Origin of the sequence: Sphingopyxis panaciterrae (assembly GCF_011762125.1) — a bacterium.
GTDB classification, from domain to species: domain Bacteria; phylum Pseudomonadota; class Alphaproteobacteria; order Sphingomonadales; family Sphingomonadaceae; genus Sphingopyxis; species Sphingopyxis panaciterrae.
Map to the genome: position 1 here is coordinate 757,976 of NZ_JAASQN010000002.1, position 22,012 is coordinate 779,987.

Genomic DNA, 22,012 nt, shown 5'->3' on the forward strand with positions numbered 1-22,012 from the left:
GAACCATCATGACGCGCGATTCCTCCGGCATGCTGAACGCCTATTCGGGCGGCGGCGATGTCGATCGCTCCACCGCTGCGTTGATCGAACGCAGGCGAACCTTGCTCGGTCCTGCCTACCGGCTCTTCTACGAGCAGCCGATCCATATGGTCCGTGGTGAAGGCCCGTGGCTTTTCGACACCAAGGGCGACCGCTACCTCGATGCCTATAATAATGTCGTGTCGGTCGGGCATTGCCATCCGCATATCGTCGAGGCGATCACGCGGCAGGCAAGCGTGCTGAACACGCACACGCGCTACCTCGGCGACCTGATACTGAACTATGCCGAGCGGATATTGGCAACCGTGCCCGACACGCTCGGCAACATCATGTTCACCTGCACCGGCAGCGAGGCCAACGATCTCGCGCTCCGGGCGGCGCGCCATTGTACGGGCGCGAAGGGCATCATCGTGACGCAGCTCGCCTATCATGGCGTCACACTGGCGGTGTCCGAAGTCTCGCCTTCGCTGGGCTTCGGGGGCAAGCAGCCGCCCTATGTCCGTACGATTTCGGCGCCGGACACCTTCCGATCTTCCGGCGACATCGCGGGCGACCTCGCCGATCAGACGCGCGCGGCCATCGCCGATCTCGAGGCAGCTGGCCATGGTGTTGCGGCGATACTCTGCGACACCATTTTCTCAAGCGACGGGGTGTTTACCGCGCGCGGTCTGTTCCAGGGCGCCGCAGCCGCCGTGCAGGCGGCCGGCGGCCTCTATATTGCCGATGAAGTCCAGGCGGGGTTCGGCCGCACCGGCGAAACGATGTGGGGATTTCAGCGCCATGGCGTTACACCCGATATCGTCACCATGGGCAAACCGATGGGCAATGGCCATCCCGTCGCCGCGGCGATCATGCGGCCCGAGCTACTCGCGCTGTTCGGCGAGTCCTCGCGCTACTTCAACACGTTCGGCGGCAATACGGTTTCCTGCGCCGCTGCGGCGGCCACTCTCGATGTCATTGAGCAGGAAGGACTACTGGCCAATGCCGACAGCGTTGGCGCCTATTTCAAAGAGAGGCTGAAAGCCCTCATGCCGCGGCATGAATGTATCGGCGACGTCCGCGGAGCAGGCCTGTTCCTCGGTCTCGAACTGGTCACCGACAGACACGGGAGAGTCGCCGACGCCGACCTAGCGCAGCGCGTCGTCAATGGTCTGCGCGCGAAGCGGATCCTGATCAGCACCACGGGGATCTATGGCAATGTCCTCAAGATCAGGCCCCCGCTGATCTGGGGAACCGAGCATGCCGATATGTTTGCCGACGCTCTCAACCTGCTGCTCTGCGAGCGGCGCACTTAGCGCGCCAACCCCGGCGAGACGAAAGACCGATATGCTCAAGGATATTTACCCGCTCTATCTCAACAATCGGGCGCAGCAGCCCAACGCCGACCTCGAGGTGACCGATAAATATACCGGCGCGGTAGCCTTTCGCGTGGCACAAGCCGACGCCGGCATCATCGACGAGGCGATTGCGGGCGCCGTCCGCGCGGCCGAGCCTATGGCAAGACTGGCAAGCTATGAGCGGCAAGCCGTGCTCGACCATTGCGTCAGGCGTTTTCGCGAACGTTTCGACGAGCTCGCCTACGCTCTTTGCGTCGAAGCAGGCAAACCCATTAAAGACGCGGAGGGCGAGGTGTCGCGTCTGATCGACACTTTCCGCATCGCCGCCGAAGAAGCGATGCGCATGTATGGCGAAGTACAGCCGCTCGACATCAGCCCACGCGCGAAGGGCTATCAGGGGATGTGGAGACGCGTGCCGATCGGGCCCTGCTCCTTCATCTCCCCGTTCAACTTCCCCCTCAACCTTGCCGCACACAAGATCGCGCCGGCGATCGCGGTCGGCTGCCCGTTCGTGATGAAGCCGGCAAGCCATACGCCGCTTGGAGCAATCATCATCGGCGAGGTGCTCGCCGAAACGGACCTGCCCGTAGGCGCCTTTTCTATCTTACCCGCGCATCGCGACGGCGCCGACCTCTTCACAGAGGATGACCGGCTGAAACTCCTCTCCTTCACTGGTTCTCCCGATGTCGGCTGGGCCTTGAAAGCGAAGTCCGGCAAGAAAAAGGTCGTGCTTGAGCTCGGCGGGAATGCCGCAGTGATCGTCGATCGGGACGCAGACCTCGACGATGCGCTCGAACGCATCGTCTTCGGCGCCTTCTACCAGTCAGGCCAGAGTTGCATCGGCGTCCAGCGCATCCTGATCCACGATACACTCTATGACCGCTTCCGAGGTATGCTCGTCGCGAGAACCGAGAGCCTCGTGCCGGGCGACCCGAAGGATCGCAGCACGGTCATCGGGCCCATGATCTCCGAAAGCGAAGCATCCAGGCTCGAAGAGTGGATCGGGCAAGCGGTCGCGAGCGGCGCCACACTTTTGTGTGGCGGCAGGCGCGAGGGCGCCATGCTCGAGGCAACACTACTGGAGAATGTTCCCCGCTCGGCCGCCGCCTATACCGAGGAAGCGTTCGGCCCGCTCGCGCTGCTTTCCAGATTCTCGGACTTCGGCGCAGCGCTGGAAGAGGTTAACGACAGCAAATTCGGGTTGCAGGCAGGCATCTTCACCCGCGACCTGTTCAAGATGTTCGACGCCTGGGACCGGCTCGACGTCGGCGGCGTTGTCGTCAACGATGTGCCCTCATACCGCGTCGACAACATGCCTTATGGCGGCGTCAAGGATTCGGGTCTGGGCCGCGAAGGCATCCGCTTCGCGATGGAGGATATGACCGAGATCCGGAATCTCGTGATCAGGCGAGACTGAGCGACGGCCGGCAGCGGTGCCTCAATGCACCGCATCGCCGAGGCCATGATCGCGCATCGCGCGCTGGACGGCTGGACGCGCCACGACACGCTCCATCCACGCATTGAGGCGCGGATATTCGATCTCGGGATCAAAGCCTTCAAACAGATGGATCGAGCCCCGAACCATGACCAGCAGATAGAGATCGGCGATCGTCAGCCGATTGCCGACAAGGAAATGCGACGTTTCCAGCGCCTTTTCGCTAGGCTCGAACCGTTCGATGACGCGGGTCCGTACCGCCAGTTTCGCGGTTTCATCGATATCCCAGAACAGCAAGGTCGCGAGCTTGTGCTGCTCGGACGCGAAAAAGACCATCCATTCGGTGATACGCATATGGTCTTCGCTATGGGCGGGCGCGGTCAGGCGCAATTGCGGATCCTGCGCGGCGAGCCAGTCGAGGATGACGGCCGTCTCGGTCAGGATCGATCCATCGTCCCGTTCAAGGACGGGCATGCAGTTTTTCGGATTGATCTGCGACAGCAGGAGGCCGTTCGGCATGCGCCGGCTCTCCATATCCATCGGCACGAGTTCGAGGGTCCGGTCCGTCTCATAAGCAAGGATCAGAACGGCGAGCGACGCCATGGGCGGTGCCCAGTAAAGCTTCATGGATGATGTCCTCAAATGAGGATCGTGCCTTTCGGCCGATCAATTCTCGATCAGTCTGGAAAACTGCTTTCGCGCCCGCATCCACAGCAGCACGGCGACCGGGCCCGCCACCAGTGCGACGCTCGCCATCGACCAGCCGACCATCGCGTCATCCCCGAAGAAATTATCGGTGATCACCGCGACGACGACGGGCCCCACGGCATATCCCAGAACGGATATGGTCAGCAGATAGGCTGCATAGACCTGCCCGCGCATTTCATTGGGTATGACAATCGGGAGCGCAGCGGGCGCGAGCGCGATGGCAGAGGCGAAACCGAACACCGCCACGGCAGACAGCAGCAAGGACGCCGTAACGTCAGGCACCACCGGGGCCAGCGCAGCAGGAATGAAGGCGAGCAATGTGCAGCCAAGCGCAACGATGATAGACGCGTCGCGGCGCCCTGCAGCGGCAAGGCGATTGGCAACCCATCCCGACGCGACGAGGCCCGAAATGCCCCCGATCAGCACCGCGAGACCATAGCCAAGTCCCGCTTCGCCCGGGGTAAGTCCGTAAGCCCGGTTCAGATAGGTCGGCATCCATGCAAGGGTCGACAGCAGGGCGAGCGCACTAGCTGCCGATGCGCAGAATTGCGGAATGAGGAACGGGCTCTTTTCCCGGAGCAATCCGATCGTGGCGCTTATCGGGACGGTCCGGACGTCGCCCTCGACGAGGCGGCCGCGACGAGGCGGTTCTTTCACGAACAGGAAGGCTGCCGCGACGGCCAGTCCCGGAAGGCCCGCGACAAAGAAGGACGCCTGCCATGCGTGGATTTCGCCGAACAGCGGAACGGTGACTCGGCCAAGCCGGCTAACATAATCGACGATCGAGCCGCCAAAGATCAGCGCCAGTCCGCTTCCCGCAGAACCGCCGATCGAATAGAGCGTGATCGGGAGCGACAGGCGCGAGGAAGGAAAATAATCCGCGATCATCGAATGCGCCGCGGGGGAAATTCCGGCCTCGCCGATGCCCACTCCCATCCGCGCGAGAAACAGCTGGGTAAAATTTCCCGATACGCCGCATAAGGCGGTCATCAAGCTCCAGGCCGCAACGCTGACCCCGGCAATCATGCGGCGGCTGTAGCGGTCGATCAACCATCCCATGGGAAGGCCCACGATGACATAAAGCATCGTGAAAGCCAGCCCGTGGAGGAGGCTGATCTGGGTGTCCGAGAGCAGGAAATCCGCCTTCAGCGGCCCCACGAGCAACGTCAGGATCATTCGGTCGATCATGGCAAAGGTAAAGGCGACAATCAGCAACGCGACGACGCCCCATGCATAGGCCTCGCTTCGCCATGCGAAGTCGGAGACTTTACCTTCCACTGCCGCTTGCTTGCTGTCTTCCATGTTTCTTCCTGCAACCCCGTCGTCGGATAGCGGTTACGACGATAATGTCCTGCCCGAAAAATGGGGAGCGGATGGTCCGCTCCCCAAGTTCGGGAGAGTGTCAGAACCGAACGGTGACCGATCCGACGATCAATCTCGGCTGGCCGCGGCGTGCGATCAGATCGGGATCGAATGGCTGAAGTTCGGTATGATATTTTTCGTTCAGCAGGTTATCGGCGCGGACAGCCAATTCCCATTTGTCGTCGACGGCACCTATCGCGATCCGTCCGCCGACGACATCGTAGGATTCCTGGCGCAGCGTGTTGGTCGTATTCCAGAAGAAACCCGAATTATGGGCCGCGTCCGCGCGCAGTGACAGCTTCAGGGCGGACGAAATATCGGTCGTGTAGTCGATGCTCGCACCGCCCGAGAAGCGCGGAGCATAGGGAACCCTGAAACCGTCGAACAGGCCCGCGGTGAATTTCGAATTCATATAGCCGCCGTTGGCGTTCAACGAGAGCTCGCGCGTGGGACGCAAGGTGAAGGAGAATTCCGCGCCCCAGGTACGCGCATCCCCGACATTACCGATCGCTTCGTTGGGAACACCGCTGTCGTCGAGGACAAGCGTCTCCAACTGTCGGTTTTTGCTCTCGATATAAAAGCCGGCAACTTCGTAGGACAGAAAGCCGCCATCGGTTTGCCCCTTGGCACCAAGTTCGAAGTTCCGCGCTTTTTCGGCCTTGTAGGGAAGGATCGACGTTTCGCCGAACAAGGTGAACCGCGCGGGCTCATAGCCTTCGGACGCGTTGAAATACAGCATCAGCGCCGGATCGACCTTGTAGGACAGCGTCAGCTTCGGCAAAACCACCGTGTCCTTCACATGCGCGCTGTCATCGATCACGCGATTGAGGCCAAAGAAGTCGCTGTGGTTGAGCCGCGCGCCGAGCGCGACCTCGAAGGCCCCCGACTTATAGGAGATATTGGCAAAACCGGCGTAGGTTTTCTCGACACTTTTGTTGTTGCTGAAATCGAACACGGTGGAGGGCCCGCCAAAATCGACGCCGAAGACCGCATCGGCAACGAGCGTGAGGCCGCGGTCGCGAACACGCGAATAATAGCCGCCAACCAGCCAGTTGAAGCCTTCGCTATTGTCCGACTGCAGCCGGACCTCCTGCGTGAAGACGCGGGTCTTGATTGGGTCGCGCTGCGCGACGTACAGGCCGTCGAGCGCGCTATAGTCGAGGTCCCAAAGGATGCGGTTTCTGCGCTCGGTATAGGAGGTCAGCGAAGTCAGTGACAGATCGCCGATCTGCTGCTCGATGTTCAGGATGGTTCCGAAAATGCGGCGATGATTGTAGATATTCTGGTCGAGATCGGATTCGCCCCGGTACGACGTGTCGTTAGGGGTGATGTAATAGTCGTTGCCGCCATTGTTCAGATAGCTGTAGCGCACGCTGAGATTGATGTCGGTCATATCCGAGGGCATGAAGCGCAGCGCGCCGCGAAAGCCATATTCCTCGGACTTGTCGTTGTTGATCCGCGTGACCGGGTTTTTCATGAATCCATCGCCGGTATCGGCATAGCCCGAGACCCGGATCGCAAACATATCCGAGAGCGGCACATTAACCGAAGCATTCACATTCAGGATGGATTGCTCGCCGACCTCACCCGAAATGCGCCCCTCGAATTTATCCGAGGGCTTTTTGGTGACATATTTCACCGCGCCGCCGATCGAGCTGCCGCCGTAGAGCGTGCCCTGCGGGCCCTTCAGAATTTCGACGCGCTCAAGGTCGATGATGCGGCTGGCCTGGTCGGTGAAATTCTGCACGTCATCGATGTAGAAACCGATGCCCTGAACATTGCCAAAGGAGCCGACGCCGCGGATCACAACATTCGGCTCATTGTCGCCGCGGCGGTTCAGCACGATGTTCGGCACCGCCTGCCCCAGCTTGTCGAGATTGCCGATTCCGGCCTTTTGTAGCGAGGCGTCCGAGAAAGCAGAAATCGTCTCCGGAACGTCAATCATGCGCTCGTTGCGCTTTCGCGCCGTGACGACGATATCGCCACCCTGACGATCTGTGGAATCTTCTGCTGCAGCCGCACCGCTATCCTGAGCGAATGCTGGCATAGGGATAGACGACAGCGTCGCGAGGATGGAGCCTGCCAGCAGCCCTAATTTCGAAGAACCCGTCATCTTGATCCCCTTATCCTTCGTTCCGGTGTATAAATCTCTGCATCTCGTCACCGGCCTGTTTCCGATCCGTAACAATTAGCCCTTACGGTTCGGTAAGTCAATCACATCCCATGTTGACAGGATGCGCGAAGATCGGCCGTTTGTTCGGGCCAGTTTTGCGGATGCGTATGTTATTAGCCTGCTCCCCTCGATCTTCCCGGAACATCAATCGCGCGTCGGGTCGATCAGGAACTTCTGGCCCGTTGCCTTCAGCAAATAGGCTTGGAGGATGTCGGGCTGCAGCGCTTCGCCAAGCCCGATGGTTCGTGAATAGGTGCTGGCGAATGTCGTAGTGAGTTCGGCCACGACGCGCTGACGGAGCCGGTCCTCCACGTCTCGCCCGGCGCCTCTCAGGAACGTCCAGAGAAGCCAACCCGAGACACGCCATTGCCAGCCGAAGGCTAGGCAGTTGAGCCTCGTCGGCGCGGCGTTCAGGACACCATAAATGTACAGCTGCTTGAAGCTGTCCGAACCATAGCGTTCAAATCGGGTCATGCGCCGCGTCGCGGCCCGCTCCATGGCCTGCAGGATCATGCTGCCCAGTGCCCCGCCGCCCACCGAATCAAATGCGACGGTCGCGCCCGTTTCGGCAATTAGATCGACGAGGCGGCCCGAAAAGCCCTCTTCCTCGCTATTGAGGATATGGGTCGCCCCGATATTTCTGAGGATTTCAACCTGTGCCGGAGAGCGCACGATGTTAATGAGCGGGACGCCATCGGTGAGGCATATCTTCTGCAGCATCTGGCCAAGGTTCGAGGCGGCTGCGGTGTGGACGATCGCCTTATGACCTTCGCGGCGGGCCGTCTCGACGAAGCCAAGCGCAGTGAGCGGGTTGATGAACATCGAGGCGCCATCGACCGCAGACACGCCATCGGGGAGCTCAAGCACATCGGGGCGGCCAATACGCCGATAGTCGGCGTACATGCCGCCACCGATCATGCCGACCCGCTTGCCGAGAAGCGCAGTCGCGTTCCGGCCCGCGGCGACGACGGTGCCGGCGCCCTCATTGCCCACCGGAAGCGAATCCCCCAGCCGCCCCCTCACCCCGGCGAGCCGGGCCGTCGGGACATGAAATGTCAACGCCGGCTTTCCGGGAGTGCCGACTTCGGAAATCGAGGAAAGGTCTGCCGGTCCGAGGAGCAGGCCGAGGTCGCTGGGATTGATCGGTGCGGCCTCAACGCGGACGATGACTTCATCATCCCCCGGATCCGCGATCGTGACCGTTTCGAGCGAGAGAGTCAGTGTACCATTCTCGTCGATCCACGACCGCATCTCGCGCCCTGTCATGGCCATATTCGTTTCCTCCGCTAGTGCCGATGCTTCGCTCCGCTGGATCGCAGGCGCGCGTTCCGAAAATCTGCGATGCCGAGCACACGACAGAGCGATAGACATCTGCTCCGTCGTGAGCGGGGTGATCGCTCGCTCTAGTCAGGTCTGAACAAGACCGAGCTTATCCGCGATCCAGTCACAGATATATTCCTGGCCGAGGGTCGGATTGTCCATCTGGCAGTGCGCAGCGCCGGTCTCTTCGGGAGTGAAGAGCTTATACGTCACGTCCACGCCTTTCGACCTGGCATAGTTGACGCTGTCCTCGGCGATGCTGGCGCCCAGAAAATCCTGTTCGCCATGGACAACCAGATAGGGACAGCGAATTTTGTCGATGACCCCCTCCAGCTTGAAATTCTTGAGCTTCTCGATCGTTTCGTCCCAGTTTTTGCCCCCCACCAGCCACATGAGCTGCCGTACGTTCAATGAGTCGGGATTGTTTTTTTCGAACGCCCGCAGGAAATCCTCTTCGGACAATCGGTTCCAGATCGCGCCGTCGCTGACAACGCAGGCGATCCGATGCTCGAAACTGGCTGCACGCGGGGCGTAAAAGCCGCCGAGGCTGGCACCATAAAGTGCGATACGCGCGCTATCGACGTCGCCGCGCGAGAGTAGATAATCGACGCAGGCACCGACCGGCTTTTCCGTTTCCACGCGAGCATGAAGCTGTCGGCGGCGGAGACTTCCACCCTGGCCGGGCAGGTCCACTAGCAGCAGCGAGAGGCCGCGCGTAAAGGCGTGCCGCGGCATTTCGTGCAGCAATTCATCCTTATACTCGTCCGCCCCGCCAAAGCAGATGACGACGGGATAGGGCGCCACGGCGTCAGGCGCTCGCACGAAATAGGCGTCGAGATAGGAGTCTTCGAACGGGATCTGCAGGACCTCACCGGCAGGCTTCATCAGCCGCAGAAAATGATGCGAGGAGTCTTCCACCTTGTCGAAAGCCGTGAGGCGTCGCGGATCGCTATGCTCCATGAAATATTCGGCCGCCCGGTAATAGTTCGCTGCGCGCAGAAAATTCCCGCGAGCAGTCTCGGGATGACCTGCACCGAGAGCCTCTTCCGCGCGCGCCCGGCTCACATCGCCCATCCGGATCCACTCGACGTACCAGCTTTCGTCATCGCCGGGTTCAATCCGCGAGCCGACAAGGAAAGCCTCGCCCACGGTGCACGCGCCCTCATAGGCGCTAGCGAGCACACGGATGAAATTGAAGGATTTCTCGCTATGCTCCGGCCAGTGCAGCCACCCTTCCGGGCCATAGGCACCTGCATGAGCCTTTGTTTGAGAACCGGTCAACTTGTTTCCTTTCCTATGAATTGCGATATGCCAAGGCACATACTTGATCCGCATCGTGATACCGATCCGTAATATCAGCGCTGCTTCATACCGATCCGTAAGTCAAGCCAAAGAATGAAGCCGTTGCCGGTCCTTTCGGGGCGTCCCAGTCCAAGCGATGATTGCAGGGCCAAGAAAAACGTTGATTTTTCTGCCATCGCCTTCCCCGGAACAATGTTGTTGAGGTAAGCTGCAAATGAGCGCGCACGCGCAACAGAACTGTACGCGTTACAAATCTGCACGCAGAATATCCCCCCTCCGGAAGGGCGGACTTCCCCATGATCCCAGCAGGGGATCCGCGACGATACCGACCAAGCATTTGACGTCGGCGCGCCTAGCGCCGGCGACCGAGTTTATCTAAGTCGCCGACCCTCACAAGACCGGCGTCACGACGCTAGATGATGAATTGCGCATTCGACGATCCCGAAGTTTCTCCGGCGGTCAACGTCACGGCAGAGCTGCAGGCAAGACGACGCAATAGATATTTGTTCAAACGTCTGGGGAGAGTGGTCGATAAATTCAGACGTCTGCGCATTTCGGAAGCTGCCGACATCACAGGCAGCGAAAAGAGCATTCAAGTTCCAGCCGCTCACAGTCTGGCGGTCACGTAAAATATCGGCCGGACTGGGAACGCCCACGCTGACGCGGAACGACTTCAATCGGGTGCAAAGCGGCAGCCCCGGCTTATCTCAACGATGGGTTTACGACGCCAAACACCTCCAGAATTTAGCGGACCATGGTGGCAATCCGCGTGTCCTGAAATAGCGACAGCGCTTGAGGCTCCCATTGCCAGCTTTCAACATATCGACCCGACGGTACTTTTTGGCTGCGATAATGAGGGCGCAGATTCCAACTTGGGGCTAGAACTATCGAATGCCTTCGAAAACTCGCCCTCCAAAAAATCTGAAATTTTTCAATTACTTCAATGTTATGGATTTATTTCAGTGTAAATTTCAGTATTTCCAATCAAAGTATTTTTTCTCTACTCCAGTCTCCTGGGAAGACGAGAATAATGAGTGGCAATGCGCGATCGCATTCGCGTCGAGCGGCGCCGGCACAACCCATGTGCATCGACCACTCGCTTGACGGACGTGGCCGATCCCTCTGCAACCTGCCATCGCCAAGATCATCAGGTTGGCAATCATCGACCAGCGCAGCCTGCTCGCAACGCAGCGCGCATTGCTCTATTCGACATTCCGTTAGCGAGATCGGCTATTCGCTCGGCCTCTCGGGCCCGGCCTATTTCTCGCTGTTCTAAACAAGCGTGCCGGTTGCTCCCACGCGCCTTTCGTAATCGCAATCGAGTCCATCGGCTTTTAGTTTGCTGAGAGCAGGGCAAGCCAGCGCCCTAACGCCTCGGTCCGGGGCCGCGCGGCGTCGACGGCCCCGGAAGGCTGCTCGGCGGGGGACCCATTGGAGCGCTACGGGGGGCGCGCTCGGCTTCGCCGGGAAAAGAGGTCGCGCCTCCGACCGATCCCGCTATGCCGAGCCCGGTTGGCGCAGGGGGGCCATAGACGGGTACCAAGATCGGGCTGCCCGGCGAGGTTCCCTGCGGGCCAGCCTGCGGGCCGGTCTGCGCAAGTCTCTCCGGCTGGCTCACATCCTCGACGGGCTTCGCTGTCTCGGCCGGTTTTTCTTCCGATGCGAGTTCGGTCGGCGGCGGCGCGGCGGGGATCGGGAGGATCATCTTCGGGGCGGCAGCCGGCAAGCTCTTTTCAGCCGGTTGCGCCGCTTCGGCCGGACGCGGGGCGGCGTCGACAAGCTCGGCGGGGGCTTGCTGCTGCGAGCGCGGCAACGGCGCGACGTTTTTTTCCTCCGCGAGCGCGGGCTTGCTCTCCTCGCGGCCGTTCATCCCCGCGAGGATGCCGACGGGCAGGAGCACCGCCGCCGCCGAGGCCGCCGCATAGAAAGGCCAGCGCCGCAGCGCCGGACGCGCAGGCTCGGCTGGAACCACCGCCTCGACGGGAAGCGGTACAACGACCTGAGAGAGCGGCGGCGCGATCGAACCGATCTGCGGCACCGCCGTGGCGCGCGCGGCGATACGCGCGGCCAGTCCTTCGGGGAGCGGCGGGTCGGGCAGGCGCGACAGCGCACGCGCCGCAAGTTCGTCCTTGCGGTTCTCGCTCGCGCTCATGCCAAAAGCTCCAGATCCTCGGCCGCCACGTCCATTCGCTCCAACTGTTCACGCAGGCTCCGCCGTGCCCTGAACAGCAGCGATTCCATGGCCTTCAGATTGAGACCAAGCATCTCCGCCGCGATCAGGTTCGGCAGACCTTCGAGATAGCATAGCACGAGTGCGGCGCGATGCCGATGCGGCAAAGCGCCGAGAGCCTCCTCGATGAGCCGTTCGAGGCGGCGGATGGCGAACTGCCGTTCGGGGCCCGGCGTCTCATCCTCGATTTCGGGGAGTTCGCCGTCGGCGACGACGCGAAACCGCCGCAGCCGATCGAGGCAGAGATTGACGGTGACCCGCTGCAGCCAGGTGAGAAGGCCGCCGCCGCGCGGTTCCCAGAGCGGCGCGTTCTGCCACAGGCGGGTGAAACAGTCCTGCACCGCGTCCTCGGCCTCCTGCGCATCGCAGAGCAGGCGGAGAGCCACCCGGTAGAGGCGACCGCTGTGTCGATCGACGAGCTTGCCAAAGGCTTCGACATCGCCGCACCCGGCACGTTCGATCAACAGATCGTCGGGGTCGTCGGCGAGCGGCGGAATCTCGGCGCGAAATTCCGCGCCGCCGCCAAAGGCCTGCGCATCTCCGGTCGGGGACAAGGGTTGCTGAAACGACACCGAAACCCGCCATTTTCTGGGGAAGAAAGGCCATCGGGCTATGGCGCGGCCGATGAACCGGAGATGTATCCGGAAAAATATCTGCAATGCGCGCGAAGGGTATCGGCCGGCCTCCCGTTTATCGATCGATGACGAATGCAATTCAGGCCCGCGCGAACGAAGCGATGGCTTCATACCGCCCTCCCGCCCGCGCTGGCCGACGCAGCATCATATCCGCAACGCGCGCGCCGGGTGCCATCGGACGCGCGGTGGAAAGACGCCTCTCGCTCTCCCCGGGTGACCCGTCTTTCCCGGACCGGGCGGTGCCTCCTCGACCGCCCGGTCCGCTTCCATTTTCCTTACAGTGACGAAGGATCCTTCGATGAAGAAATTGCTGCTGGGCCTCTCGGCAATGCTGCTTGTCACACCAGTTGCGGCGCAGCAGGGTCCGCCGCAGGGCCGCGAAGGCGGAATGGGCCGCGGCCGCCCCCAGGAAGGCGGGCCACCGCGGATGCGCGCTATCGAGCCCGTCGGCCGTGAGAGGTTCGACCGGATCGTCACCGACATGTTCCGCGCCGCCGACAGCGACCGGAACAAGGCGATCTCGATCGACGAAGCGCCGCGCCGCGAAGGGCGGCTGCCGGGCGGCGGCGTCACCGGCCTGCCCGAGGGCCGTCCGTCCGAGCCACCGCCGGGCGAATGATCCGCGCACGGGCTAGAGCCTGATCGTCGCGAGGCGCCCCGCGGCGCCGAGCGAAACGAGTTCTCCGTCGCCGAAAAAGGCGCCGAGACCGCGCCAGGCGACCGCCAGAAAATCATCCGAGGATCCGGCAACCAGAATGTGCCCGCCCTCGCCCATAGCGGTGCCCACCTGGCCGCGCTGCGCTTCCAGTGCCCGGGCCAGTATAGCCGCATCGACGAGCCGCGGCGCCATTCTGACCGTACCATCGCGCCACCACCGGTTCGGGAAAATGGCTTCGGACAGGAGCGACGGGTCTCCTCGCCCCCGTTCGATCAGGACGAGGCGCGGATGCCGCTCATCCTCCTGGAGGATCGCGCGCGCCAGCGCCGCGGCGGTGCGGTCGCCGACAAACAGGAGCGGGCCGCGGGGTGCGCGATGCAAATATGATCCGACGATACGCAAATCGATTGTCGTTCCGGAAAGCAGGCGCCCGCATAGATCGCTGTCGAGCGCCGGGCCCGAAGGACTACCTGCGAAAATCAGAAGATCGAGGGTTTCCGAAGCCGCGGCCGAGGCAATGGGCAGGCGTATCCTTGCCCCGTTCCGGCGGAAACAGCCGTCGCCGACCGGCCATCCGCCGGGAAGCAGGCTCACCGCACCGTGCCGCGGGCCGGGAAGAAGCCGGGCCATGGCTTCGAATGCCGCATCGGCGCGCGATATATCCCCAAGCTCGACCAGATCGCCGGGCCGCCAATGCGGCCGTGTGCCGTCGGCCGGCTCGAGGCGGAGGAGGCATTCGACGCCAGCCTTGCGCGCCGACGACAGAAGTTTCCTCTCGACGAGGCTCCAGCACGCTAGGTCGCCGGCAAAATCGCTCTCGCCGGGAGGCGGGGGCACGATCCGCGCCGACCGGCGAAGGGGAAATCCCGCGAAGCTCACATCACGTCCGTTTCGGAGAAGCGGGGCAGGCATGATTGCGATAGCTGATTTCCGATTACGGGCGACCATGGAGTCGTCCGTCCGGGCGCCGGTACCGGACCGGCATCCCGCATCGCTGCAAGCCGACGCAGCATCAGAACTGGGTTCCGACATTGAAAGAGAAGCGCTTGGTATCGTCGCCCTCCTCCTTGCGAAGGGCGTAAGCAAAATCGATACGGAAAGGACCGAACGGCGAGTTCCAATTGACCCCGACGCCGAGCGCGACGCGCGGTTTCCAGCTGTTGCCATAATAGCGTTCCTCGAATGGTGCGAGCGAGGAGAAGCCGGTAGGACAGGCGGAATAGCTGCCCGACGGTGTTCCGTCCGATCCGATCGTCTGCGTCGCAAACTGCTGCGTGCCGGTCGTGGCATTCCGGCAGAGATATTTGGTGAGGCCGTCGGTCGGATCGCGAAAATCGGTGAGCGTCGTGAGCGCGGGCGTGCGAAGCCCGAAGACAGCGCCGACATCGAGGAAGATCGAGGGTCTGAGACCCAGCTCCTTGGCGCCGGTACCCAGCGGAAGATCGAGTTCGAGGCGGCCCTGATAATAAGCGCCGCCACCGAGCGCATCGTCGACCTGCGAGCTGGTGCTCGTGTCGAGCACCGGGCTGCCCGGATTGGTGAGGTCGACCGTGCTGTAGCGGATGACGCGCGGACCGATGCCGCGGATATCGAAGCCGCGCATCTGCGGTTCGCCGAGGAAGAAGCGATCGGTAAGGAGCACATCATTGCCTTCGAGTGGATGGATATATCCACCCTCAGCCGAGGCGTTGAGAATGAAGCGGCTGCCGAGATTGAAATGCTTGCTGCCCTGGAGACGGGTGCGGACATATTTGGCGCTGCCGCCGAGCCCCGCGAAATCGCCGCTGAGCGAGAGCGACTGGCCGCGCGTCGGGCGGAGGCGATTGTCGCGGTCGTCATAGGCGAGTGTGAAGCCGAGGATCGAAGATGTGCGCTTGCCGATGGCGTCGCAAAGATAGCGCCCGGCGACGAGCGGGTCGCACGCGTCGCCGAAATAATAGAGCGACTCGTCGAGCGTCACATCGTCGAAATTCAGCGTATAGCGGCCGAAGAAGGACATGAACTCGGTCAGCGGGACACCGACATTGATCTGCGCGCCCGTCGTCGTCTGCTGGAACGTCGTCTGCTCCTCATTGTCGATGATATTGTAGCTATCGAGGTCGCGGCGATAGATGCTGCCGCCGATCGAGATGTTGCGGTCGAACAGATAGGGCTCGGTGAAGCCGAGTTCGACCGACTTCGAATAGCTCGAATAGCTCACCGACGCCTGCAGCGTCTGGCCGAGCCCGCGGAAGTTTCGCTGGCGGATCGAGCCCTGGAGCAGCATATTCTCGACCGACGAATAGCCCGCCGAAAGCGAGAGTTCACCCGTCGGTTTTTCCTCGACATTGGTTTCGAGGACAATGCGGCCGGGCGCGCTGCCTTCCTTGCGTTCGATCTCCAGATTTTCCTGGAAATAGCCGAGGCTGTTGATGCGGTTCTCGGTGCGCTTGATCCCGAAGCTGTTGAAGGCGTCGCCTTCATTGAGACGGAATTCGCGGCGCACGACCTTGTCATGCGTCAGCGTGTTGCCGTTGACGTCGATGCGCTCGACGTAGGTACGCGGGCTTTCGGCGACGTTGAAGGTGATCCCCATCGTGCGCGTTTCGGGGTCGCGGCGGAATTCGGGGCTGATGTCGGCAAAGGCGTAACCGAACAGGCCGGCGGTTTCGCTGAGGCTTTCGACCGTATCCTCGACCTGCTTGGCGTCATACCAAGCGCCGGTCTTCATCGGTAGCAGCCGCTTCAGCGTTTCGGGCTGGAAGTCACGAATCTCGCTCTTCACATCGACGTCGGAAAATTTATAACGCTCACCCTCCTCGACGACATAGGTGATGATGAAGTCCTGCTTGTTGCTGGTGAGTTCGGCGACCGCCGAAATCACGCGGAAATCGGCGTAGCCGTTGGTAAGGTAGAAGAGGCGCAGCTTCTGCTGGTCATAGGCAAGACGATCGGGGTCGTAGCTCGTGTTCGACGAGAGCATCGTCATGAACCGCGACTCCTTCGTCGCCATTTCGCTGAGGAGTTGCTTGTCGCGGAACTTCTCGTTGCCGATGATGTTGATCCGCCGGACCTTCGATTTCGGCCCTTCGTTGATTTCGAAGACGACATCGACGCGGTTCTGGTCGAGCGACACCATCTTGGGTTCGACCGTCGCGGCGAAGCGGCCCTGCCGCTTGTAAAGCTCGATGATGCGCGCAACGTCGGCGCGGACCTTGGAACGGGTGAATATCTGGCGCGGGGCGAGCTTGATCTCGGGCCTGATCTTGTCTTCCTTGAGGCGCTTGTTGCCCTCCAGCATGACCCGGTTGATCACCGGGTTTTCGGTGACCTCGATCGTCAGCGCCCCCTTGTCGTCGGTGATCTGATAATCCTTGAACAATTCGGTCGCAGCGAGATCCTTCAATGCCTGATCGAGTGCGCCCCTGTCATAGGCTTGCCCGACACGCAGGCGCAGATAGGAAAGGATTGTTTGCGCCTCGAGCCGCTGGTTGCCCACGACAGCGATCGACACGATCTTGTCTGCGCTTTCCGCTCCCGGCGCGGCTGGCTGCCCCTGTCCGCTCGGCAGCTGCTGCGCCAGCGCGGGCGAAAGGACATGGAGGGACAGAATGACCGCGACGAGCGAACATCCGGTTCGAAGTTCGGGAAAGCGCATCAAAACGCGACACTCAGCGATACCCGCGCCGAATAGGCGATATCGCTGTTCGTCGCCTTTTCCGCCCCGGCAGCGATCTTCCACAGATAATCCCAGCCGCCCGCGAGCAGACGCGCCTCGCCGAGCCAGGCGTCATCGACCGGATCGGCGCGAATCGTGAAGGGATCGCCGGCTATGCCGTCCTCGTCAGTGAAGCTCGCGGTGGTCGCGCCAAGCTTGCCCGACAGATTGGTTCGCCGCCCTGCCTCAAGCTCGAACGTCAGCGGGCGATAATCGGCGTTGCGCGTGCCGAAAGCGTAGGAAAGCGACACGCTGCCGATGGCATTGAGCGCGGAACTGTTCCGCTTCGCGACGGTCAGGTCGATCGCCTCGCCGCCGCCGCTTTCGGTATAGCCGTCCTCGCTGAGCCGGTACCATTCGAGCACGGCCTTCGGACGTATCGTGAAGCGGCTCGTTGCCTCGACGGTATAGGATGCCCCGCCCATGCCCGAGAAGAGCCAGCCGTCCCAATCGGCGCTGGTCGAATAAGTGGATTCGACCTCGTTCGCGGTGACCGTGACGTCGCGCGTGCTCGAGAAGGATGTCAGCGCCGCGCCGATGCGCGCGAAGGCATAGAAGGGCCCGGGACCGGCGGTCCGCCAGAAGGCGGCAAGATCATGCTGCGAGGTATCGATCTTGCCGGTGCCGCCATTATTCTCGACCGAACCGCTGAGCCAGGCATAGGAGCCTCCGACATATCCGATGCCGGTCAGCCATTCGGAGCCGCCCGACAGACCCCAGCCATTCGTCTTGTAGCTGCTGGTGGCGGTCGCGTTGCGATTGCCGCGCCAGAAGACCGGCTCGAGCCAGATCGACATGTCACCTGTTTCGGTGATGTCGAAATTGGCATCGCCGTCCATGACATGCCGGGCGGCGAGGCGCGAGGCGCTGGTGACCTGTTCGAAGAGCCCGCCCGCATGGTCGGGAAGCATCTGCGAGACCTGCCCCTGCAGCGTACCCTGATCCATGATGTCGAGGAAACTTTGCGCGATCACATCGTCGCTTCGCGCGGCCGTCAGGATCGCGTCATAGCCGCTGGTCGCCGCGCCGGTCAGGCCGACCTCGACCGCGGTCTTGCGGCGGATATCGAGCACCAGATCATTGCCGTCGACATCGATCGAGCCCGCGAAAATATAGGGAAGCTCGGTGGTCGTCTCGTCGAAGACCGGATCGCCTGCGAGATTGGCCGCCGTGAGAATCACATAGCTGCCTTCGGCCGAGAGCGAGTCGACGGTGGCCGATATCTTCGCCCCGCTTTCGAACACGGCGGTGTCGGCGATGATGAGCGAGACCGTCTGCGCGCCCGTGTCGAGATAGGCGTTGAGTGTCCCGCCCGATCTCACCGTCAGCGAGCCGATCGGAATCGTCTTGGCGCCGTCGAGACCGAAAGTCCCGCCATCGACGATCACCGACGCGGCCGTACCGCCGGAGATGGTGCCCGAAAAGATCGCATTGTCGGTGATCGACAGCGTGCCGTCCAGGCTGCCGAAATCCATATTGCCGGCAAAATAGGCCTCGTCCGACAGCTCGGCGAGCGCATTCCCGTCGCCGAAGAAGACCTTGCCCGAATATTGCGCCTCGCCCGACAGCAGGAGCCGGTCGTTGCCGCCGTTGAAATAGGTATTGCCGATAATCTGCCCGGCATTGGCCGACAGCGTGTCGTTGCCCGAGCCCGTCACGATGTCGCCCGTGATCCGCGTATAGACCGTCGTGTCGGTCTCGCCTTCCTCGAGATCCTCCTCGATCTCGGCGCGGGTCGCGAGATCGTCCGCGTTCATATATTGGGTGATGGTGACGTCGTCGGTCGCGCTGGCGAGATTGATCGCCTGCCGGACGTCGGTGCTCGATCCCGATGCGGTAATGAAACCGGTATTCTCGATCGTCGTCAGCGATCCCGACAGGTCGCGGATCGCATAGGCCGCCCCCTCGCCCGGCGAGCTGATCGTCGCCGAGATCGTGCCGCTGTTGGTGAGTGCGGACACGCTCGCCCCCGCGTTCAGGAGAAGCGCGGTCGCCGTCTCGTCATAGGTCGTCGCCGAAACCGTTCCCGTGACGCCGATGCCGCCGGTCAGATCGACCGCGCCTCCCTCCCCGCCGATGACGATCCCGTAGGCATCGGTGTTGCTGTAATTGGCTGCGCCCGAAACGGTGCCCTCGATGAGCAGCGAGTAATCGCTCCCGGCGAGCTTGCCGATCGTGATATCCTCGTCGCCGGCAATCCGCATCGCCGGCCCGTTTCCGTAGGAATAGACATTGCCGGTGCCTTCCTCGCTGTCGTCGACACCGTCATTGTCCTCGTCCTCGTCATCGTCGTCCTCGTTCACCGGCTGCGCCGCGACGATGATGCCGCCCGCGACATCGCCCGCGATCGAGGCGGCGGGCGCGCCGAGCCGCAGGTCGAAGCGCGACAGCGACACGCTGCTGCCATCATCGTCATAAGCGAAGCTCGTCGATTGCCCGACGATGCCCTGGATGCGGATCGACCCGCCGATATCGCCCTCGACCGAGAGCGCCGTGGCGCCGCGCCCCGTGACGAGCGTCGATCCCTCCATCACGAGATTGCCCGACACGTCGCCGGTTCTGACGCCTACCGAATTGTCGCCGACCACGCGGATCGTGCCGTTCTGGACCAGCGTGCCGTCGAGCGCGGAAACGACGACGATGCCGCCCGAGTTCGCGCCCTCGACCGTGATCGTCCCGTTGTTTTCGATCGTTCCCGTAACGGTCCCGCCGCCCTCGACATAAATCCCGTAACGACTGCCTGCCGCAGTCAGCGCGCCCTCGACGATGCCGTCGCCGTCTTCATCCTCGGGTTCGAAATCCTCGATGACCGAGATCGTCCCGCTATTGGCAATAGTCGTCGTAACGCCGGGCTTCACCGATATGCCCGCCGCGCCATCGCCCTCGCCCGCGACGACCTGCCCTTCGACATCATCGGTGTCATCCTCATCGTCATCCTCGATGGTCACGTCATTGTTGCTGTCGACGGTTATTGCGGCGCCCGCCCCGACCTCGAGCGTCGCATCGGTGCGGATTATGATGTCGCCTGCGCTCGATGTGACGAGCGGCGTGCTGCTGTCACCCGTCACCGTCGTATCGGCGGCGGCGGGCACAGCAGCCAGGGCAAGCGACGTGATGCAGGTAGTGCCGAGCAGGCTGCTCAATTTCATGGCATGATCCTCATTGAAAAGCGGAGACGGCAACGCGAACGGGGCCCGCGAATGCGGCCTCGGAAGACCGGAGAGGTCGCTGTCGAAGATTGCTCATCGACTGATAAACGGGAGCAGCGCCGGGACCCTTCGCGCCCGAACAAAGTTTTTCCGAGAGTTCCGCTTCGCGAATCGAAACGGCTTTTGCCGGAACGGGCGGTCGGTATCGTCGCGCTTGAAGCTGCCGGAACAGGATGGAACGGCCTCAGCCAGCTGGCCTGGAGACGGCCTCCCATCCGCTCGGCGGGCTTCCAAATGCGCCGCGATCCTCCGCGCCGATGGCGGCGCGTCCGCGCCTTTCGGTCGATATCCCGACCGGAAAGCGGAGGATATCAGGAAGCGTCAAGGCTGCGGGTCGATACGGACCGATTGCTCCGCCTAGTCGCTTGCCGGAGCTACTCTGCCACCCCTGTCACGATCAGGCCGTCGCTGGCGCGAACCGGCCAGGGCGTCAGCCGCGCCCCAACGCACGGACCACCGACACACAGGCCGGCATCGATCTCGAACAATCGACGGGCTTTGAATGTCCGCTTTCAGGGCTACTCGACTGCTGTCCGACAGGACGATACCGGGCGCATTTTTGACGCAATATGTCAGTGCAGGTTGTAGAGGCGAATGCACGCGTTGCTTCGAAGCCGCTTCGTTTCGAAAAAGGGAAGCGTGACTCATATTTTCTGTTGGCCGTTCATATAGCAGCGCACATTTTCTGGGCGAAACGATGCGCCATCGTCGTGGAGATGGAATGATCGAAGCTTGCTGTCCGTCAACGCCGCCAAACTTATCACGCCATCGTCGTCCCGACCTCGCGGCCAAAGCACTTTGTCCCCAGCCTCCCGTCATCGGCATCCAACCGTTTCCTTGGCCTTTCTCTATGACCGGGACAGCCGCTGCAGCGCGAGCGTGTCGGCTGCTCGCCCCGGCGGCATAAGATGTTTTCGAGCATAATCCAAAACACTCTTGGTCGTATTTCCGATGTTCCGGGCGCGCTCCAGCGCCGCTGTTAGTTCGAATGCCGATCCGCGATCCGGCACGCAAAGCACCCCGCCCGCGTTCACGACGAAGTCCGGACAGTACAGGATGTCCCGCTCGGCAAGGTGCGCATCTTCGCCCGCTACGCTTAATTGATTATTGGCAGCCCCCGCGATCACTCTGGCGCGGATATCCGGTATCGTCTGGGGGTTGAGAACGGCCCCGAGCGCGCATGGTGCGTAGACATCCGCTTCAGCCCGGTGGATGGTACCCGGTTCCGCGACCTGCGCATCGAAACGCTGCCGGGCCGCTTCTACTCGCGCCGGATCGACATCACACACGACCATCCGCCCGCCGCTCTCGTGAACAAGCTGGCAAAGCATCATACCCACTTTACCCAACCCTTCGACGGCTATGACACGCCCCCGAAGCTCAGAAATACCCGCAAACTCGAGCCCGGCCTTCATGCCATGAAAGACGCCGATGGCGGTGCAAAGCGCGATTTCCCCGTTATCATCCATCGGAAGGTCGCGAACATAGCGCGTCGCTGTACTCATCAGGCGCACATCGGCCGTTTCGATCCCGGCATCTTCGGCGGTTACATACAAGCCGCCCAGTCGCTCAAGATATTTGGCGAAAGCGAGCAGCCGCTCGGACCGCGTTCTCGCGTCGCGGTTATCGATGATGACGGCCTTCGCGCCGCCATAGTCGAGGCCGCTGATGGCATATTTGTACGACATCGCGCGCGATAGCCGCAACGCATCGCTGAGAGCTTCCTGCTCGCTTTCGTAATGTTTCATGCGACATCCGCCCAAGCCGGGCCCAAGCGTCGTGTTATGGATCGCGATGAACGCGCGCAGTCCAGTAGCCGTGTCGTTGCAATAGATCACCATTTCGTGACCATCGAAATCGGGATGGGCGCTAATATCCTGCATCGGCAAATTGCTCATGAGAACTCC

The 22,012-nt window shown here is 61.9% G+C and carries 14 protein-coding genes; 3 read left to right on the plus strand and 11 right to left on the minus strand.

Going from position 1 to position 22,012, the window contains the following annotated elements:
• Nucleotides 1-8: 8 nt before the first annotated feature.
• Together FHR22_RS11100 and FHR22_RS11105 are read left to right on the plus strand one after the other, a co-directional pair.
• Nucleotides 9-1,334 (plus strand): aspartate aminotransferase family protein, encoded by a 1,326-nt coding sequence (locus tag FHR22_RS11100; protein ID WP_166942022.1) that lies wholly within the window; start codon nucleotides 9-11, stop codon nucleotides 1,332-1,334.
• Nucleotides 1,335-1,365: 31 nt separating this feature from the next.
• Complete coding sequence (locus FHR22_RS11105; RefSeq protein WP_166942025.1) at nucleotides 1,366-2,793, plus strand: aldehyde dehydrogenase family protein; 1,428 nt, start codon at nucleotides 1,366-1,368, stop codon at nucleotides 2,791-2,793.
• 21 nt (nucleotides 2,794-2,814) lie between these two features.
• Here FHR22_RS11105 and FHR22_RS11110 read toward each other — a convergent pair whose 3' ends face one another.
• From FHR22_RS11110 to FHR22_RS11140, 7 genes are all read right to left on the minus strand, one after another.
• Nucleotides 2,815-3,438, minus strand: coding sequence for a glutathione binding-like protein (locus tag FHR22_RS11110; protein WP_166942028.1), 624 nt, complete (start codon nucleotides 3,436-3,438; stop codon nucleotides 2,815-2,817).
• A 39-nt stretch (nucleotides 3,439-3,477) separates the two neighbouring features.
• The gene (locus FHR22_RS11115; RefSeq protein WP_166942031.1) at nucleotides 3,478-4,821 is read right to left on the minus strand and encodes an MFS transporter; all 1,344 of its coding nucleotides are present in this window, start codon (nucleotides 4,819-4,821) and stop codon (nucleotides 3,478-3,480) included.
• Nucleotides 4,822-4,921: 100 nt separating this feature from the next.
• The gene (locus tag FHR22_RS11120) at nucleotides 4,922-6,826 is read right to left on the minus strand and encodes a TonB-dependent receptor (RefSeq protein ID WP_166942034.1); all 1,905 of its coding nucleotides are present in this window, start codon (nucleotides 6,824-6,826) and stop codon (nucleotides 4,922-4,924) included.
• 372 nt (nucleotides 6,827-7,198) lie between these two features.
• Complete coding sequence (locus tag FHR22_RS11125) at nucleotides 7,199-8,326, minus strand: zinc-binding dehydrogenase (protein WP_166942718.1); 1,128 nt, start codon at nucleotides 8,324-8,326, stop codon at nucleotides 7,199-7,201.
• 135 nt (nucleotides 8,327-8,461) lie between these two features.
• Entirely contained in the window at nucleotides 8,462-9,655 is a 1,194-nt protein-coding gene (locus tag FHR22_RS11130; RefSeq protein WP_166942037.1) for an alpha/beta hydrolase family protein, read from the minus strand.
• 1,387 nt (nucleotides 9,656-11,042) lie between these two features.
• On the minus strand, nucleotides 11,043-11,828 hold the full coding sequence (locus FHR22_RS11135; RefSeq protein WP_166942041.1) for a hypothetical protein: 786 nt from the start codon (nucleotides 11,826-11,828) through the stop codon (nucleotides 11,043-11,045).
• Nucleotides 11,825-12,478 carry an RNA polymerase sigma factor gene (locus FHR22_RS11140; RefSeq protein ID WP_341786609.1) on the minus strand — a complete coding sequence of 218 codons (654 nt, stop codon included), beginning with the start codon at nucleotides 12,476-12,478 and terminating at the stop codon, nucleotides 11,825-11,827. Before FHR22_RS11140 ends, FHR22_RS11135 begins: the two co-directional genes overlap by 4 nt.
• Before the next feature lie 361 nt (nucleotides 12,479-12,839).
• On the opposite strand from FHR22_RS11140, the gene FHR22_RS11145 reads away from it, so the two are divergent.
• Nucleotides 12,840-13,160, plus strand: coding sequence for a hypothetical protein (locus FHR22_RS11145; protein ID WP_166942047.1), 321 nt, complete (start codon nucleotides 12,840-12,842; stop codon nucleotides 13,158-13,160).
• Nucleotides 13,161-13,172: 12 nt separating this feature from the next.
• On the opposite strand, the gene FHR22_RS11150 is transcribed toward FHR22_RS11145, so the two are convergent.
• The 4 genes from FHR22_RS11150 to FHR22_RS11165 all read right to left on the minus strand — a co-directional run bounded on the left by FHR22_RS11150 (nucleotide 13,173) and on the right by FHR22_RS11165 (nucleotide 22,003).
• Entirely contained in the window at nucleotides 13,173-14,078 is a 906-nt protein-coding gene (locus FHR22_RS11150) for a hypothetical protein (protein WP_166942050.1), read from the minus strand.
• 133 nt (nucleotides 14,079-14,211) lie between these two features.
• Nucleotides 14,212-16,836, minus strand: coding sequence for an outer membrane protein assembly factor BamA (bamA, locus tag FHR22_RS11155; RefSeq protein WP_166942052.1), 2,625 nt, complete (start codon nucleotides 16,834-16,836; stop codon nucleotides 14,212-14,214).
• Nucleotides 16,836-20,045, minus strand: a complete 3,210-nt coding sequence (locus tag FHR22_RS11160; protein WP_166942054.1) for an autotransporter outer membrane beta-barrel domain-containing protein — start codon at nucleotides 20,043-20,045, stop codon at nucleotides 16,836-16,838. Before FHR22_RS11160 ends, bamA begins: the two co-directional genes overlap by 1 nt.
• A 908-nt stretch (nucleotides 20,046-20,953) precedes the next feature.
• The gene (locus FHR22_RS11165) at nucleotides 20,954-22,003 is read right to left on the minus strand and encodes a Leu/Phe/Val dehydrogenase (protein ID WP_208417620.1); all 1,050 of its coding nucleotides are present in this window, start codon (nucleotides 22,001-22,003) and stop codon (nucleotides 20,954-20,956) included.
• Nucleotides 22,004-22,012 lie beyond the last annotated feature (9 nt).